Source organism: Pseudomonas fluorescens, assembly GCF_902497995.1.
GTDB classification, from domain to species: Bacteria; Pseudomonadota; Gammaproteobacteria; order Pseudomonadales; family Pseudomonadaceae; genus Aquipseudomonas; species Aquipseudomonas fluorescens_BK.
In genome coordinates this window covers 396,189-412,143 of record NZ_CABVII010000002.1, presented here as the reverse complement: position 1 = coordinate 412,143, position 15,955 = coordinate 396,189, and the positions used below count along the sequence as shown (strand labels likewise).

Genomic DNA, 15,955 nt, shown 5'->3' with positions numbered 1-15,955 from the left:
TTCTTTATCGGCGCTTGGGTGAAAGGAGGAGGGGCGAAATCTCCCACGGATCTGTACTGCGTCAACAGTCAGAATCGGGCTTTGTCCCTTCTCCTCCCTTCAAGTCCTAGCATACAAGCGGGCTTGCTCGCGAATGCGGTGGATCAATCGACATAAATGTTGACTGACCCACCGCATTCGCGAGCAAGCCCGCTCCCACATTTGATCTCCAATGATCTGTAGATTTGTGTCTCACTGTATCTCTACCCCCGATCCAGCCCCTTCGCTTACAAACTCCCTCCTTGCGCGACACAGTAGCGATACACCACCCCCGCTAAATGGCCACACCCGAGCACGGCACCGCCTGCTTCGGCTACCGCCGCACTTGCGTGGCGTCCCTTATCGAACGGTTGTGTCGTGCAACCCAGGAGAATGTAAATGTCCCGTACCCCTACTCTCGGCAAAAACTCCATTGGCCTGCTTGGCGCTGTCCTGGCCGGAGGCATGATGTTGTCCGGTTCCGTGTTTGCTTCACAGCCTCTGACCCAGGGCTATCTGCTGGCCTCGGCCGAACAGGTGGTGAAAACCCCGGAAGGCAAATGCGGCGAAGGCAAGTGTGGCGATGAATCGATGGCCCGGACCGACACCGATGGTGATGGCAAGGTATCCCGCGCGGAATTCCTGAAAGTGGCGCCCAAGGCCGACTTCGACAAGATCGACACCAGCCATGATGGCCAGATCGACGAGCAGGAGGCTTTTGATAACGTGAAGGCCAACTACGAAGCCAATGGCAAGAAAATGCCAAAAGGCTTGTTCGAGCACCTCAAAGACAACAGCTGAGACCGGGAATAGCACCCGCCCCGCTTCTTTCCCCAAGAAGCGGGGCTTTTTTGCATTTGCTGCAGACAAAAAAAATCCCCGTATCTTTCGATACGAGGATTTTCAATATGGTCGGGGTAAGGGGATTCGAACTCCTGACATCCTGCTCCCAAAGCAGGCGCGCTACCGGACTGCGCTATACCCCGGTAAAAAAAAGGCGACCTTTACAAGTCGCCTTCTTCGATCAGCGCTTTTGGCCTCTGATCTTAAGATCTGATCCCAGCGTTAACTGGTTTCAAAAATGGTGGGTCGTGTGGGATTCGAACCTACGACCAATTGGTTAAAAGCCAACTGCTCTACCAACTGAGCTAACGACCCAAAAATGGTCGGGGTAAGGGGATTCGAACTCCTGACATCCTGCTCCCAAAGCAGGCGCGCTACCGGACTGCGCTATACCCCGGTTTGAAATTGGCTCCGTGACCAGGACTCGAACCTGGGACCCAATGATTAACAGTCATTTGCTCTACCGACTGAGCTATCACGGAACTACACATTTCAATTTACAACTTTGAAGCTTTACTGCGTTCTCTTCGACCCGTTCGCATCGCTGCGTTCGTGTGTCTGAGGCGCGCTATTCTACAATCTTCAGCACCTCTGTCAACCCCCTAAATTGCTTTCAAGTTAATGATTTGCAACTTATTTTGGATTCCTGCTTGGGGAGCGGAAACCCTTCGGAGCGACTTACTGCGGGGCGCACTTTACAAGCCTTTTCCTTTCAGTTCAACAACCTAATGAAAAAAAGACCTCGCAATGCGAGCAAAGCTGTTCAGTTACGGATTATGTGGGAGCGAGACCGGCTTGTCGGCGAAGGACTCAATGACACCGCGTTCATCCAGGAAGTACGCGTTATCGTTGACGACCATCGCTGCGGTGCGGCGATCCGACAAGCCAGCTCCTACAACGGCGGATCAGACGAAGACGATTTCGTCGTTTTCCACGACACCCTTGGCGGTGTCGCCGGGCATGAATCGACCCGACAGAATCAGCTGCGCCAACGGGTTCTCGATCCAGCGCTGAATCGCTCGCTTGAGCGGTCGTGCGCCGTATACCGGGTCGTACCCGACCGCGATCAGCTTGTCCATCGCCTCAGGGCTGAGTTCCAGCTTCAGTTCCCGTTCGGTCAGACGAGCGCGCAGACGCCCCAACTGGATCTCGGTAATACCCGCGATCTGATCCCGCGCCAGCGGCTCGAAGATCACCACTTCGTCGACCCGGTTGATGAACTCCGGCCGGAAGTGCGTGGAAATCGCATCCATCACCGCCGCGCGCTGCGCCTCACGGTCACCGACCAGTTCCTGGATCTGCACCGACCCCAGGTTGGACGTCATGACAATCACGGTATTCTTGAAATCCACCGTGCGGCCATGGCTGTCGGTCAGGCGGCCATCTTCAAGCACTTGCAGCAAGATGTTGAAGACGTCCGGGTGGGCTTTCTCGACCTCGTCCAGGAGGATCACCGAGTAAGGCTTGCGACGCACCGCCTCGGTCAGGTAACCGCCTTCTTCATAGCCTACGTAGCCTGGTGGCGCACCGATCAGTCGAGCCACGGAATGTTTCTCCATGAATTCGGACATGTCGATCCGCACCATCGCCTCTTCAGTATCAAAGAGGAACTCGGCCAGCGCCTTGCACAACTCGGTTTTACCGACCCCGGTCGGACCGAGGAACATGAACGAGCCGCTCGGGCGATTCGGGTCGGACAACCCGGCCCGCGAACGCCGCACCGCGTTGGAGACGGCAATCACCGCTTCGTCCTGGCCGATCACACGCTGGTGCAACAGGCTTTCCATCTTCATCAGCTTGTCGCGCTCGCCTTCGAGCATTTTCGATACCGGAATGCCGGTCCACTTCGACACGACTTCGGCGATCTCTTCTTCAGTGACCTTGCTGCGCAGCAACTGGTTTTCGCTCTTGCCGTGCTGGTCGACCATCAGCAGGCTGCGCTCCAGGTCCGGGATCACCCCGTATTGCAGCTCGGCCATGCGGTTCAGGTCGCCTTTACGGCGCGCGGCTTCCAGTTCCTGACGGGACTGTTCGATTTTCTGCTGGATCTGCGCCGAACCCTGGACTTCGGCCTTTTCCGAATTCCAGATTTCCTCCAGGTCCGAATACTCACGTTCGAGACGGGCGATTTCTTCCTGGAGTTTTTCCAGGCGTTTCTTCGCCGCGTCGTCGCTTTCTTTCTTCAGCGCCTGGGATTCCACCTTCAGCTGAATCAGTCGGCGCTCCAGACGGTCCAGCACTTCCGGCTTGGAATCGATTTCCATGCGGATGCGGCTGGCGGCTTCGTCGATCAGGTCGATGGCCTTGTCCGGCAATTGACGATCCGTGATGTAGCGATGGCTGAGCTTGGCGGCGGCAATGATCGCGCCGTCGGTGATCGCCACCTTATGGTGAACCTCGTAACGCTCTTTCAGGCCACGCAGGATAGCGATGGTGTCTTCTTCACTCGGCTCATCCACCAGGACTTTCTGGAAGCGCCGTTCGAGGGCGGCATCCTTCTCTATATATTGGCGGTACTCGTTGAGCGTGGTGGCGCCGACGCAGTGCAACTCGCCACGAGCCAATGCCGGCTTGAGCATGTTGCCGGCATCCATCGAGCCTTCGCCCTTGCCGGCGCCGACCATGGTATGCAGTTCGTCGATGAACAGGATGATCTGCCCTTCCTGCTTCGACAGCTCGTTGAGCAGGGATTTGAGGCGCTCTTCGAACTCGCCGCGATATTTGGCACCGGCAATCAGCGACCCCATGTCCAGGGACAGCAGGCGCTTGCCTTTCAGGCCATCGGGCACTTCGCCGTTGATGATGCGCTGGGCCAGGCCTTCTGCGATCGCGGTTTTACCGACGCCAGGCTCACCGATCAGCACCGGGTTGTTCTTGGTACGACGTTGCAGCACCTGGATGGTCCGGCGAATTTCGTCGTCACGGCCGATCACCGGATCGAGCTTGCCTTCTTCGGCGCGCTTGGTCAGGTCGACGGTGTACTTGTCCAGGGCCTGGCGCGACTCTTCGTGGTTGGCGTCATTGACAGCCTCACCGCCACGCAGGTTGGTGATCGCGTTTTCCAGGGCTTTTTTGCTCACACCCTGGCCGAGCAACAACTTGCCAAGCTTGCTGTTCTCGTCCATGGCGGCGAGCAGCACCAGCTCGCTGGAAATGAACTGGTCGCCCTTCTGCTGGGCCAGGCGATCGGCCTGGTTGAGCAGGCGCGCCAGATCCTGCGACATATTGACGTCGCCGGTGGGGTTCTGGATTTTCGGCAGCTGGTCGAGCTCTTTGGTCAGCTCTTTACGCAGGCTGTTGATGTCAAAGCCCACCTGCATCAGCAACGGCTTGATCGAACCACCCTGCTGTTCAAGCATGGCTTGCATCAAGTGTGCCGGTTCAATGGCCGGATGATCGAGACCGACAGCCAGGGATTGGGCATCGGACAAGGCTAACTGCAACTTGCTGGTTAAACGGTCTATACGCATGGGTCACCTTCCTTTTGAGCAGGCCGGACCTATAAACATCCTGAATGAAGAAACCTGCCAGATACCACTTAGATGCGGTCGATTCTGGGAGATTCAAGCGTCGTACAGTTGACGCAGATCAGGGAAGTCTAGCGTTCGAGCCAGATAAGGGAGGCAAACCGGCCGGTGCGCGGGCTGCGACGGTAGGAAAAGAAGCGCGGATCGGTCACGGTGCAGAAACCGCCACCATAAACAGCGGTGACACCACGCGCAGCCAGACGCAAACGCGCCAGCTCATAGAGGTCGGCCATGAACTTGCCGGCGTTCTGGCTCGGAACGAAGGCTTTCGCCGCTTCAGGCAATTGCTGGATGAAGACTTCCCGTACTTCCGGGCCGACTTCAAAGGCTTGCGGGCCAATGGCAGGACCGAGCCAGACCAGCACTGCTTCTGGCGACACAGCCAGACTGTCAAGGGTGGCTTCCAGCACCCCCGCCGCCAACCCGCGCCAGCCGGCATGAGCCGCAGCAACGCGAGTGCCGGCACGGTCGCAAAACAGCGCCGGCAGGCAGTCGGCAGTCATCGCCGCGCAGGCGATACCGGGCGTTGCCGTCCAGCTGGCGTCGGCAGTAGCCACCAGGCTCGGCTCAGCATGAGCCACGGCAATGCCGTGAACCTGCTGCAGCCAGGCCGGTCGGATAGAGAAATGATCGGTCAGGCGACGACGGTTTTCGGCAACAGCTTCGGGGCTGTCGTCGACGTGATCGCCGAGGTTGAGGCTGTCGAACGGCGCCAGACTGACGCCGCCCGCACGGGTGGTCACACAGGCTTTCACCCCGGCAGGCGCAGGCCAGTCGGGAATCAGCCAGTCACTCATCCGATGAACGCCTCGCGGTCTTGCTTGAGCAGGGTCAGCAACCAGACGAAATCTTCCGGCAACGGCGATTCCCAGCTCATGCGCTGGCCGGTGGTCGGGTGATCCAGCTCCAGGAACCGCGCATGCAGCGCCTGACGCGGGAAGTTTTTCAGCGATTCAACCATCGTTGGGTTGGCAGCCGGCGGAATACGGAAACGACCGCCGTAGGCAGGATCTCCGACCAACGGGTAGTTGATGTGCGCCATGTGTACACGAATCTGGTGCGTACGACCGGTTTCCAGCTTCACCCGCACGTGAGTGTGAGAGCGGAAACGCTCGAGCACACGGTAATGGCTGACGGCTTGCTTGCCACCTTCCATTACCGCCATGCGCTGGCGTTGCTGGCCATGACGACCGATCGGCGCATTGATCTTGCCGCCGGCGGTCACCACGCCAATCACGATGCATTCATAGATGCGGCTGACGCTGCGGCTCTGCAACTGTGTGACCAGCTGCGTCTGCGCCTGAATGGTCTTGGCCACCACCATCAGACCGGTGGTGTCCTTGTCCAGGCGATGCACGATACCGGCGCGGGGCACATTGATAATGTCCGGCACATGGTGCAGCAAGGCGTTGAGCAAGGTGCCATCAGCATGACCGGCAGCCGGATGCACCACCAGGCCCGCAGGCTTGTTGATCACCAGGATGTCGTCGTCTTCATAGACGATGTCCAGCTCGATGTCTTGAGCGATCCATTCGCCCTGAGCTTCCTGCTCGGCAGTCAACTCAAGAATGGCGCCACCGTGAACGATGTCTCGCGGGCGGATAACCGCCCCATCCACAGTCAGGCGGCCGTCTTTGATCCAGGCGGAAAGGCGCGAGCGCGAGTGCTCAGCGAATAATTGTGCGGCGACTTGATCGAGGCGTTGGCCGCCCAATTCGGACGGCACCTCTGCGCGAAGTTCAATTTTATCGGACATGCTCAGACTAGGCGTCGGCACAGCTTTTGGTTTCAGCTGCGCGCTTGTGGTTAAATACGGCGTCTTTTGCCCCGATGCTATTCAACGGGGCGTTCATCATAACAGGACGGCCCCGCCCAAGACAGCGGCCGTCATAGGGACGCAAGCCGCCATGCAAGTGAAACACCTGCTGCTGATCGCCATCCTCGCATTGACCGCTGCTTGCTCATCGAAGGAAGTCGTAGACGAAAACCTGAGCGAGGTCGAGCTATACCAGCAGGCTCAGCACGATCTGGACAATAGCAACTACACCAGCGCCACAGCCAAGCTGAAGGCCCTGGAGTCGCGTTATCCGTTCGGTCGCTACGCTGATCAGGCTCAACTCGAGCTCATCTACGCCAACTACAAGAACACCGAGCCTGAGGCTGCGAAGTCCGCCGCCGAGCGTTTCATTCGTCTGCACCCACAGCACCCGAACGTGGATTACGCCTATTACCTCAAGGGTCTGACTTCTTTCGACCAGGACGTCGGCCTGCTGTCGCGCTTCCTGCCGCTGGACATGACCAAGCGTGACCCGGGTGCCGCTCGCGACTCCTACAACGAGTTCGCCCAGCTGACCAGCCGCTTCCCGAACAGCCGCTACTCGCCGGACGCCAAGCAGCGCATGATCTACCTGCGCAACCTGCTGGCCGCTTACGAGATTCACGTTGCCGACTATTACCTGACCCGTCAGGCCTATGTCGCCGCCGCGAACCGTGGTCGCTACGTGGTGGAAAACTTTCAGGAAACCCCAGCAGTCGGTGACGGCCTGGCGGTGATGACCGAGGCCTACCAGCGCCTGCACCTGGACGAACTGGCCAACACCAGCCTCGAAACCCTGAAGCTCAACTACCCGAACCATCCAAGCCTGGTCGACGGTCAGTTCAAGCCTTCGGTCGACGAAGCCGACAACCGTTCGTGGTTGAGCAAGGCCACCCTGGGCCTGATCGAGTCCCGTCCGCCGTTGCCGCCGGGCGAAACCCGCGCCAACCAGGACGTGCAGAAGCAGTTCCAGGAAGCCAAGGACGCGATTCCAAGCGATCTCAAGCCTAAAGATGCAGATGGCGACGTGATCGAGGAAGAGGAACACGAGTCCGAAGCCAACAACAGCGACCGCTCGTGGTTCAGCTACATGACCTTCGGCGTGTTCGACTGATATTCGCAGACTCTGCAGGAGCGAGCTTGCTCCGGGCGGCGCTCCGACGAAAGACGTCCAGACGACGCGTTTATCCCGATAGCACGCGTTACCGTTGACGTCCATCGCGAGCAAGCTCGCTCCTACAGTCATGTCCTTGCTAAACTGCCTGATCATTAGCTAATAAAGCAGCTCACCATGCTTCGTTTATTGTTCTGGATCGCCCTGATTGCCGCTGCGGTCTGGTTATGGCGCAAGTTCAAGGCTTCTTCCTCCGCCCCCAAGTCCTCAGCCGAACTGGAAGCGGCGCCCATGGTCCGCTGCGCGCATTGCGGCGTCCACCTGCCCCGCGACCGCGCGCTGAACCTTCAACAACAATGGTATTGCAGCCAGGCTCACCTTGAGCAAGGCCCCGGCTCAAGTGATCGCTGAGACGTCCAGTCCCGGCAGCAAACAGGCCCAGCGACTGCTGCGGCTCTATCATCTTTACCGATTAAGCGTCGGCCTCATCCTGGTGCTGTTGATCTCCAGCAACATGGACAACCAGCTGCTGAAGTTCGCCAATGACGATTTGCTGCGCATTGGCAGCTGGCTGTACCTGGTACTCAATATCCTGCTGGTGGTGTTTCTTGAGAACACCCGCCGCCCGGCGCAGTTGTTCAGTCTGGCGCTGGCCGACGTGTTGCTGCTGTGCGGCCTGTTCTACGCCGGCGGCGGCGTGGCCAGCGCCATCGGCAATCTGCTGATCGTGTCGGTGGCGATCAGCAACACCTTGTTGCGGCGGCATATCGGCTTGCTGATTGCCGCTGTCGGCGCGCTTGGCATCGTCGGGCTGAGCCTGCTGATAAGCTTCAGCCATCCGACCAGCCCCAACGACTACCTGCAAGTCGGCACGCTGGGCGCCCTGTGCTTCGCCGCAGCATTGTTGGTACAAGGCCTGACCCGGCGCCTGGAAGTCAGTGAAAGCCTGGCCGAGCAACGGGCCAGCGAAGTGATCGGCCTCGAAGCCCTCAATGCGCTGATCCTGCAACGCATGCGCACCGGCATCCTGGTACTCGACGACCAGCGACGGGTGCAACTGGCCAACCACAGCGCGTTGACACTGCTGGGGCGGGACGGGCTTGAAGGCAATCTGATCGATGATTACTCGCCCACCCTGGTCGAATGCCTGCAACTGTGGCTCAACAATCCGACGCTGCGCCCCCAGAGCGTTAAATTCGACGGGAGTGGCCTGGAGCTGCAACCGAGCTTTATTGCCCTGAACCAAAGCCCCCACTACCAGACTCTGGTGTTTCTCGAAGACCTCGCCCAGATCGCCCAACAGGCCCAACAATTGAAACTCGCCGCCCTCGGCCGCCTGACAGCCGGCATCGCCCATGAAATCCGCAATCCACTGGGAGCCATCAGTCATGCGGCGCAGCTATTACAGGAATCAGAGGAACTCAATGGCGCGGATCGACGTCTGACCCAGATTATTCAAGACCACTCTCAGCGAATGAATCGGGTAATCGAAAACGTCCTGCAACTGTCCCGGCGCCAACAAACCGTGGCGCAACGGCTCGACCTGAAGCCGTGGCTGGAACAGTTCGTCGCCGAAACCCGAGAGCGCGCGACCGAGCGTCAGCAGCTTCACCTGCACATAGGTTCGGGCGACTTCAACACCCTGATGGACCCGAACCAGCTGACCCAGATACTCGACAATCTGGTGCGCAACGGCTGGCGCCATAGCGTCCAGCTCCACGACCAGGCGCAGGTCTGGCTCCAATTGTATGTCGAGCGCGACAGCCAGTTGCCGATTCTCGAGGTCAGGGACGATGGATCCGGCGTGGCACCGGACCATCAGGCACAGCTGTTCGAACCGTTTTTCACCACCAGCACCCAAGGGACGGGGCTTGGACTTTATCTGTCCCGTGAGCTGTGCGAAAGCAACCAGGCCCGCCTAGACTTCCAACCACGCCAAGGCGGCGGCTGCTTTCGTATCACCTTTGCTCATGGACGGAAACAAAGTTGAACACAAGCCCACGGCAAAAAGCCCTGATCGTCGACGACGAGCCGGACATTCGCGAACTCCTGGAAATCACCCTGGGACGGATGAAACTCGACACCTTCAGTGCCCGCAGCCTTGGCGAAGCCCAGGCTCTGCTGACGCGCGAGACATTCGACCTGTGCCTGACCGACATGCGTCTGCCGGACGGCACCGGCCTCGAGCTGGTGCAATACATCCAGCAACGCCATCCACAGGTACCGGTGGCAATGATTACTGCCTATGGCAGCCTTGATACAGCGATCAACGCACTCAAGGCCGGGGCCTTCGACTTCCTGACCAAACCGGTAGACCTTTCCCGCCTGCGGGAACTGGTCAGCAGCGCCCTGCGCCTGACCGCGCCGGGCGGCGCCAGCAGCACCGTCGATCGGCAGTTGCTGGGTGACTCATTGCCCATGCGCAGCCTGCGCAAACAAATCGACAAACTGGCCCGCAGTCAGGCCCCGGTGTACATCAGCGGCGAGTCTGGCAGTGGCAAGGAACTGGTCGCGCGACTGATCCACGAGCAGGGAGCGCGGGCCAACCGACCCTTTATCCCGGTGAACTGTGGGGCGATTCCCTCGGAATTGATGGAAAGCGAGTTTTTCGGCCATCGCAAAGGCAGCTTCAGCGGGGCCATCGAGGACAAGCCCGGCCTGTTCCAGGCTGCCCATGGCGGTACGCTGTTCCTCGACGAAGTGGCTGACTTGCCACTGGCGATGCAGGTCAAACTGCTGCGGGCGATTCAGGAAAAAGCCGTGCGCAGTGTCGGTGGTCAGCAGGAAACCGTGGTCGATGTGCGCATCCTCTGCGCCACCCACAAAGACCTCGACGCTGAAGTTGCCGCCGAGCGCTTCCGCCAGGATTTGTACTATCGGCTGAACGTGATCGAGCTGCGGGTTCCGTCCTTGCGCGAACGTCGCGACGATATTGAGACCCTGGCCATCCATGTTCTCAAACGCCTGGCAGCCGGCAGTGGCCAGCCCGCCGCAAGACTCCATCCACACGCCCTCGACGCGCTGAAAAGCTATCGTTTTCCGGGCAATGTGCGGGAACTGGAGAACATGCTCGAACGGGCTCACACGCTGTGTGAGAACCAACAGATCGAAGCCGGCGACCTGCGATTGGCCGAAGGCAACTGTGTCGCGCAAGGCGGTGTGCCGGACCTGACGCAGATCGACAACCTGGAAGACTATCTGGAAAACGTTGAGCGCAAACTGATCCTCCAGGCGTTGGAGGAAACCCGCTGGAACCGTACGGCGGCGGCTCAGCGGTTGAATCTTTCATTTCGGTCGATGCGTTATCGGCTCAAGAAACTGGGCCTGGATTGAAGGCCCCTTCGCGAGCAAGCCCGCTCCCACATTAGATCTCCAGTGGACATATTATTTGTGAACCGCAGGGATCAAATGTGGGCGCGGGCTTGCTCGCGAAGGCGATCTGACAGGCGCTGAAATTCCCGCGGCTAAATTCGCCCGGCAGGCGCATACGGCGCCGGATCGATAATCGGCTCACGCCCCAACATCACATCCACAAACAGCTGACACGACGCCGGCGCCAACACCAGGCCATTGCGGTAATGCCCGCAATTGAGCCACAGGCCATCAAACCCGGGCACCCGGCCAATATAAGGAATCCCCTCCGGAGACCCCGGCCGCAGCCCCGCCCAATGCCCCACCACTTCGGCATCCGCCAACGCCGGAATCAACTCCACAGCCGAGGCCTTCAGGCTCGCCAGGGCAGACTCTGTCGGCGTCTTGTCAAAACCCTCATGCTCCAGCGTACTGCCAATCAGAATGTGCCCGTCGCGCCGAGGAATCGCATAACGCCCCTTGGCCAGCACCATGCTTGGTAGAAAGTCCGCCGCGCACTTGTAAAGAATCATCTGCCCTTTGACCGGCTCGACCGGCAGGTCCAGACCCAGGCTCTTGAGCAAATCACCACTCCAGGCGCCAGCCGTCAGAACCACCTGATCGCCACGAATGGCGCCCGCCGAGGTTTGCACCCCGACTACGGCAGCGCCTTCACGGATGAACCCGCCGACTTCGCACTGCTCATGAATCGTCACGTTCGGCAGCGCCAGCAACGCAGCCTTGAGCGATTTCACCAACCGCGGATTGCGCACATTGGCCACATCGGCCATATGGATCGCCCGGGAAAAACCGACACCGAGCACCGGTACCGCATCGTGGGCCGCCGAGATATCCACAGCCCGCAACGGCCGGTTTTCACGCTCGGCCCAGGCCAGCGCCTCGACTTCATCATCGAGATCCAGCCAATACAAACCGGTGGTGTATACCTCGGGATCAATCCCGGTCGCCGCGAACAACCGCTCGCCCAGCTGCGGATAAAAGTCCTGGGACCAATGGGCCAACGCGGTAACCGCCGGGCTGTAGCGCCATGGATAGAGCGGCGAAACGATACCGCCACCGGCCCAGGAGGACTCCTGACCGACATTCGCGCGATCCAGCAATACAACGCTCTGCACTTCGGAGGCGAGATTGAATGCTGTCAGCAAACCTATTACGCCGCCACCGACAATCACCACTTGCTGTTGCCTGGTCATGTTCTGATCCAACCGTTAAATAGACAGGGGCGAAAAAGGCGCCCGAAAAGGAATTCAGCGACCCCAGCAATCCTTCGTGGTCAGGCCAGCTGCCGCATTCTCCATGCTTCTGACGCCGGTGTTGGTGATAGTGAAATCCCCACACTTGTCCGTCGCCATGGCGCTGCCGGCCTTGCGCACAGCCGTCAGCTTGAAGGCCTGATCGGTCAAGGCCGGCGTGATCGTGTAGAAATCATTGCCGGCGCTCAGGCCAGAGGCACCGGTGTAGACGCTCGTCTTCGAGTTCGAATAAAACCGTTCAAGAATTTGCGCCTGCTCGGAGAGCAAACCCGCCACTTCAGTCCGGCGGCCTTTCTTCACGTACTCGGTGAGGCTCGGGTAGCCAATGGTGATGACGATCCCGATGATCGCAATCACGATCATGATTTCGATCAGGGTAAAACCTCGGTTGGATCTGCGCATGCCTCAACTCTCACTTACTGTATTTGTCGCCACATGATGCGACGACCGTCACCGCCGCCGCCCTTTTCAGTCAGCCTGGTCACCGCCGCACTGGAGTCGCCCACGATCTTGGCGGTGCCGCCGTTGACGATGGCGTTCAGCACCGGCATCCCGCCCGTGAAAATCACCCCGCTGGAAATCGTGTCGCTGCTGTCGACCAGGTCATCGCCATTGGTATCGAGTACCGCGTAGTTGAACATTTTACCGCTGAATGCATCCAGTTCGATCAGTTTGCCGGTGCCGAAACTGGCACAAGGGTCCGTGGTGTCGACGCTGGCGGTGGTAAAGACGATTCGTCCCAGAATCAAGGCCGCCTGGTTGATCACCCGCTCACCGTTCAACACACTGTTGTAGACCAGTGGCAGGTACCAGCCCTTTTCGGCCGGATAGGTCACTTCGTTCTGGCTGGTGGTAATGAACTGCCCCAAGCTTGCGGAGAACACGCCCGTCACCGCCTGGGCCTGCAAACTGGAGGTGGTGATCTGCCCGGTGCCTCCGTTCGCATCCCACACCGCATAGAACGCCTGCAGGTCCTTGTTGGTCTTGTCGGCAGTCTCGTTGAATTTTCCGGTGCCGAAAAAGACCACCTTGCCGCCCAGGGAATTGTCCGCCAGCAGCGGTTGCGCAGTGATCGGCTGAGCGGCGCCCCCCGCGGTGGTAAACAACGGCTTGCCGGAAAACGCCACGCCCCAGGCGTCTGTGGTAACGCCGCTCAGATCAAACTTCCACAACCGCCCTTTCAGGTCACCGCCATAGGCGGCCTGCACCACATTCTGCGAGTTGACCTTGAGCTTCACCGAGGACAGGCCGTTGGTGGTTTCGGTGCTGTCGATGACGATTTTTTTGATCAGCGACCCATCGCGAATGTCCACCACATACAACGCCGCCACCCCTGAACTGCTGCCATAGCCATTGGCGATGAACGCTGCCCAACGCCCATCGGCCAAGCGTGCCACTTCCGGACGGGCATAGGCATAACCCAGGTCATTGAACACGTTCGCGGTATTGGCCGTGGTCGGCGCACTGATCTCCCATAGTGCCTTGGTCGCGTTACCGACCGCAGCGTCGTACAGCTGCACCGCGTAAAACGTCTTGCCGCCTGCGCCGGTACCGCCCAGTGCGAGGGTTTTCCAGGCACTGTTGAGCTGGGCATCGAACACCCCGAGCTGACCATCGACCAGAAACTCGTGACCGACACCGTTCATGTAGGCGGTGTCGGCGATATTGCGCAGCGATGGCAGCACACTCGACGGCATGTAGGCATAACGCCGGGTGCCGTTGGCCGGATTGATGACGTTTACAAAGCCGTCATTGGCGTTTACCACCAGACTGGCGGTCATGTTGGCCGCCTTGGTAGCCAGGTAGGTGCTGTAGCTGGTATCGCCCACCAGGTCGGCGGCGGTCTTGTCCGAAGGCGACGCCAGTACCAGGGGTGAATTGATGACGTCGCCGAGTAATACGCTGCGCACTTTCAACCCGGTTTTGTTGATGCCCTTGCTCCACTCCACCAGATCGCTTGCGGTGATGCCGGTGGGCAAGCCCTGATTGAGGATCGCCTGCTGCGCCGGGGAGAAGTTGGCGTAAGCCAGGGTCATGGGAGCATTGGTCAGGGTGTTCCAGGACTGATAGGTCGGCGCCGTGGCCCCGGGCACTATGGCCGTGTCGGTCGTCCAGAGCACCGAGTTGGTATTCACTGCGCCGCTGGAGGTGAAGCCATAGGACTTGATGGTGCCGCGCCAGTCCTTGGGGTCATAGCTGGTCTGGTAATAGGAGGAGCCGACCCCGACGATCGAACTGCTGGTGATGCCGCTGCCTCCAGAACCGGCCTTGGACGTGATGTCGCTCAAGGCCGATGACAATGCAGAGTTGAGGCCGGCGCTATCGGTCGCCTGGTAGTACTTGCCCTGCCCGTAGCTGGCGGCGTCCGACAACATCTGGTTTGCTGCGGTGAAACCTACGGTGTAGGTGTTCATGTTCTGCCTGGGGAAGTCCACCGCGCTCCAGCTTTTGCCCGCGGCGTCGGTACCGGTGGTGCGCATGTCGATGTCAAAGGCGAATTTGGCAATGTCGTCCAGGTACAGGGTATCGCCCTCTGCGTCACCGAAAAGGTTGTCGCCATCGTTGGTGCTGATGCCGTCCCAGTTCGGCAAACGGCTGCCGCCGAGCGGATCATTGGTGGGAAAGGTCCGATCAAAAGTGGGCAGGCCATCGGTGATCACCACACCGTAGTTTTTCTGGCAGCGATACTGGATCGGGCTGGTGTAGGTAGTCGGTGTGGAGTTGTAGTACGGCGCCATGCCGCGCATGTACCGGGTGATCTCGTAATAGGATTCCGCCAAGGGAGTGTTGGCAATGGCACTCAAGCCACTGATCGAGGCGATCAGGGCGTTGTAGTTGGTGTTGGCCTGGGCCTGGGTGACGCTGCCGCTGACCGCAGACAGGTCACTGACCGGGCGGGCAATAAAACCGCCGGGGCCGGAGTTGCTGCTGGTGGGCGGGTTGAACGTCGCCAGGCCGATACGCAGCGCGCGATTGCTGCTGACCAGGTTTGTCGACACATCCTGTGCCACGCTGATGCGGTAATCGTTGGGGATCGCGCCGGTGCCACTGGTGAAATCCCTGTTCGAACCATTGGCCAGGCCCACCAGATAAGACAAGTAGTCGGCGGTGTAGCGAGTATTTTCATTGCCCACCGGGTCGGGCAGCTTCAGGCATATGGATGACTGCCCCGAGAAGCCGCGATAAAAACCGTACCAATTGCCGCTGGTCGAGCACCCTCCCCGGTTGAGGCTGGACAAGAGGATGTTGGTGTTGCTCATGTCCAGATTCTGACCGCTGGAGCATGAGGTGTTGGAACTGCAAATGGCGATCTGCGCACGGTTGACCGTTGGATCGAACCCTGGCGCCCAGATGATGTTGTTCATGCTCCCCGAGTCATCGATCAGCAGCATCACGTTTGGCGCGACGGCGGCTGCGCTCAACAGCGGTGAGTCCGAGGGGGTGAACGCGTAAACCGGGGCTGACAGATACAAACCCAGCACGGCGCCGCAAAACAGCCTCCACAGTCCGGCACACCGTTCAGTACTTCGCATAAATACTCTCCACCACGGTACGAACGTTGTTGCCTGCGATGGCCACGGCGGTCACCCGGTACAGCGTTGTCGAGGTGTTGCTGGGTATATTCACGGCGTTCAACGTGGTGCCGATGTTTTGCACCCCGTAGAAACCACCGCCAGCGGCGATCCAGGTCACCCCCGAGGTGGAATTGAATCCGGCGCCGGTGATTGTCGACGATTCGCCCGGTGGTGCGCATTGGCTGGTTCCGCTGCAGACCGGCAACGAATAGGTGTCCAACTGCACGGCACTTTCGCCGATACGCAGTGCGGCTTCGGCGGTCTGGAACGATTGATTGCGCAAGGTTACGCTGCCGGCCATTTTTTCCTGCAGGGTGGCGTTCTGCATCGATGAAATGCCAATCAGCGTCAGCAACAGGAGAAACACCAAACTGACCAACAGTGCCATACCGCGCTGAGAGTGAGAGGTATCGGGATAAAAACTCATCGGTCCTCCT

At 59.4% G+C, this 15,955-nt stretch carries 12 protein-coding genes and 4 tRNA genes; 5 read left to right on the top strand and 11 right to left on the bottom strand.

All coding sequences use genetic code 11. From position 1 onward, the window contains the following. Window positions 1–417 precede the first annotated feature (417 nt). Window positions 418–819: an HvfA family oxazolone/thioamide-modified RiPP metallophore gene (locus F8N80_RS03880; RefSeq protein ID WP_150783238.1), complete on the top strand. Its 402-nt coding sequence runs from the start codon at window positions 418–420 to the stop codon at window positions 817–819. A gap of 108 nt (window positions 820–927) precedes the next feature. Here F8N80_RS03880 and F8N80_RS03875 read toward each other — a convergent pair. From F8N80_RS03875 to rluD, 7 genes are all read right to left on the bottom strand, one after another. Further along, a tRNA-Pro gene (locus tag F8N80_RS03875) sits at window positions 928–1,004 on the bottom strand. Window positions 1,005–1,100: 96 nt separating this feature from the next. Further along, a tRNA-Lys gene (locus tag F8N80_RS03870) sits at window positions 1,101–1,176 on the bottom strand. 5 nt (window positions 1,177–1,181) lie between these two features. Then, window positions 1,182–1,258 (bottom strand) — tRNA-Pro (locus F8N80_RS03865). A 9-nt stretch (window positions 1,259–1,267) separates the two neighbouring features. Then, window positions 1,268–1,343: transfer RNA gene (locus F8N80_RS03860), tRNA-Asn, on the bottom strand. Window positions 1,344–1,766: 423 nt separating this feature from the next. Beyond that, complete coding sequence (clpB, locus tag F8N80_RS03855) at window positions 1,767–4,331, bottom strand: ATP-dependent chaperone ClpB (protein ID WP_150747759.1); 2,565 nt, start codon at window positions 4,329–4,331, stop codon at window positions 1,767–1,769. A 128-nt stretch (window positions 4,332–4,459) separates the two neighbouring features. Beyond that, complete coding sequence (gene pgeF, locus F8N80_RS03850; RefSeq protein WP_150747760.1) at window positions 4,460–5,185, bottom strand: peptidoglycan editing factor PgeF; 726 nt, start codon at window positions 5,183–5,185, stop codon at window positions 4,460–4,462. Then, window positions 5,182–6,144: a 23S rRNA pseudouridine(1911/1915/1917) synthase RluD gene (gene rluD, locus F8N80_RS03845; RefSeq protein ID WP_034148244.1), complete on the bottom strand. Its 963-nt coding sequence runs from the start codon at window positions 6,142–6,144 to the stop codon at window positions 5,182–5,184. The genes pgeF and rluD overlap by 4 nt, the downstream gene beginning before the upstream one ends. A gap of 151 nt (window positions 6,145–6,295) precedes the next feature. Between rluD and F8N80_RS03840 the strand changes: the two genes are divergently transcribed. From F8N80_RS03840 to F8N80_RS03825, 4 genes are all read left to right on the top strand, one after another. Continuing rightward, window positions 6,296–7,318 (top strand): outer membrane protein assembly factor BamD, encoded by a 1,023-nt coding sequence (locus tag F8N80_RS03840; protein ID WP_150747761.1) that lies wholly within the window; start codon window positions 6,296–6,298, stop codon window positions 7,316–7,318. A 177-nt stretch (window positions 7,319–7,495) separates the two neighbouring features. Then, entirely contained in the window at window positions 7,496–7,729 is a 234-nt protein-coding gene (locus F8N80_RS03835; RefSeq protein ID WP_150747762.1) for a PP0621 family protein, read from the top strand. After that, entirely contained in the window at window positions 7,719–9,308 is a 1,590-nt protein-coding gene (locus tag F8N80_RS03830; protein WP_150747778.1) for a sensor histidine kinase, read from the top strand. The genes F8N80_RS03835 and F8N80_RS03830 overlap by 11 nt, the downstream gene beginning before the upstream one ends. Beyond that, window positions 9,305–10,651 (top strand): sigma-54-dependent transcriptional regulator, encoded by a 1,347-nt coding sequence (locus F8N80_RS03825; RefSeq protein ID WP_150783237.1) that lies wholly within the window; start codon window positions 9,305–9,307, stop codon window positions 10,649–10,651. The genes F8N80_RS03830 and F8N80_RS03825 overlap by 4 nt, the downstream gene beginning before the upstream one ends. 131 nt (window positions 10,652–10,782) lie before the next feature. On the opposite strand, the gene thiO is transcribed toward F8N80_RS03825, so the two are convergent. Genes thiO through F8N80_RS03805 form a run of 4 tightly spaced genes read right to left on the bottom strand, consistent with a single transcriptional unit; the run spans window position 10,783 to window position 15,945 of the window. Continuing rightward, window positions 10,783–11,883 (bottom strand): glycine oxidase ThiO, encoded by a 1,101-nt coding sequence (gene thiO, locus F8N80_RS03820; RefSeq protein WP_150783236.1) that lies wholly within the window; start codon window positions 11,881–11,883, stop codon window positions 10,783–10,785. Between the two features lie 54 nt (window positions 11,884–11,937). Further along, window positions 11,938–12,345: a type IV pilin protein gene (locus tag F8N80_RS03815; protein WP_150747765.1), complete on the bottom strand. Its 408-nt coding sequence runs from the start codon at window positions 12,343–12,345 to the stop codon at window positions 11,938–11,940. A 14-nt stretch (window positions 12,346–12,359) separates the two neighbouring features. Further along, on the bottom strand, window positions 12,360–15,476 hold the full coding sequence (locus F8N80_RS03810; protein ID WP_150747766.1) for a pilus assembly protein: 3,117 nt from the start codon (window positions 15,474–15,476) through the stop codon (window positions 12,360–12,362). Further along, window positions 15,463–15,945 (bottom strand): pilus assembly PilX family protein, encoded by a 483-nt coding sequence (locus F8N80_RS03805; protein WP_150747767.1) that lies wholly within the window; start codon window positions 15,943–15,945, stop codon window positions 15,463–15,465. Before F8N80_RS03805 ends, F8N80_RS03810 begins: the two co-directional genes overlap by 14 nt. Window positions 15,946–15,955 lie beyond the last annotated feature (10 nt).

Excerpts from the sequence above, each read along its gene's own strand:
- F8N80_RS03840 (WP_150747761.1), top strand. The coding sequence starts at position 6,296 with ATGCAAGTGAAACACCTGCTGCTGATCGCCATCCTCGCATTGACCGCT.
- thiO (WP_150783236.1), bottom strand. The coding sequence starts at position 11,883 with ATGACCAGGCAACAGCAAGTGGTGATTGTCGGTGGCGGCGTAATAGGT.
- rluD (WP_034148244.1), bottom strand. The coding sequence starts at position 6,144 with ATGTCCGATAAAATTGAACTTCGCGCAGAGGTGCCGTCCGAATTGGGC.
- pgeF (WP_150747760.1), bottom strand. The coding sequence starts at position 5,185 with ATGAGTGACTGGCTGATTCCCGACTGGCCTGCGCCTGCCGGGGTGAAA.
- F8N80_RS03835 (WP_150747762.1), top strand. The coding sequence starts at position 7,496 with ATGCTTCGTTTATTGTTCTGGATCGCCCTGATTGCCGCTGCGGTCTGG.
- clpB (WP_150747759.1), bottom strand. The coding sequence starts at position 4,331 with ATGCGTATAGACCGTTTAACCAGCAAGTTGCAGTTAGCCTTGTCCGAT.
- F8N80_RS03810 (WP_150747766.1), bottom strand. The coding sequence starts at position 15,476 with ATGCGAAGTACTGAACGGTGTGCCGGACTGTGGAGGCTGTTTTGCGGC.
- F8N80_RS03815 (WP_150747765.1), bottom strand. The coding sequence starts at position 12,345 with ATGCGCAGATCCAACCGAGGTTTTACCCTGATCGAAATCATGATCGTG.
- F8N80_RS03880 (WP_150783238.1), top strand. The coding sequence starts at position 418 with ATGTCCCGTACCCCTACTCTCGGCAAAAACTCCATTGGCCTGCTTGGC.
- F8N80_RS03805 (WP_150747767.1), bottom strand. The coding sequence starts at position 15,945 with ATGAGTTTTTATCCCGATACCTCTCACTCTCAGCGCGGTATGGCACTG.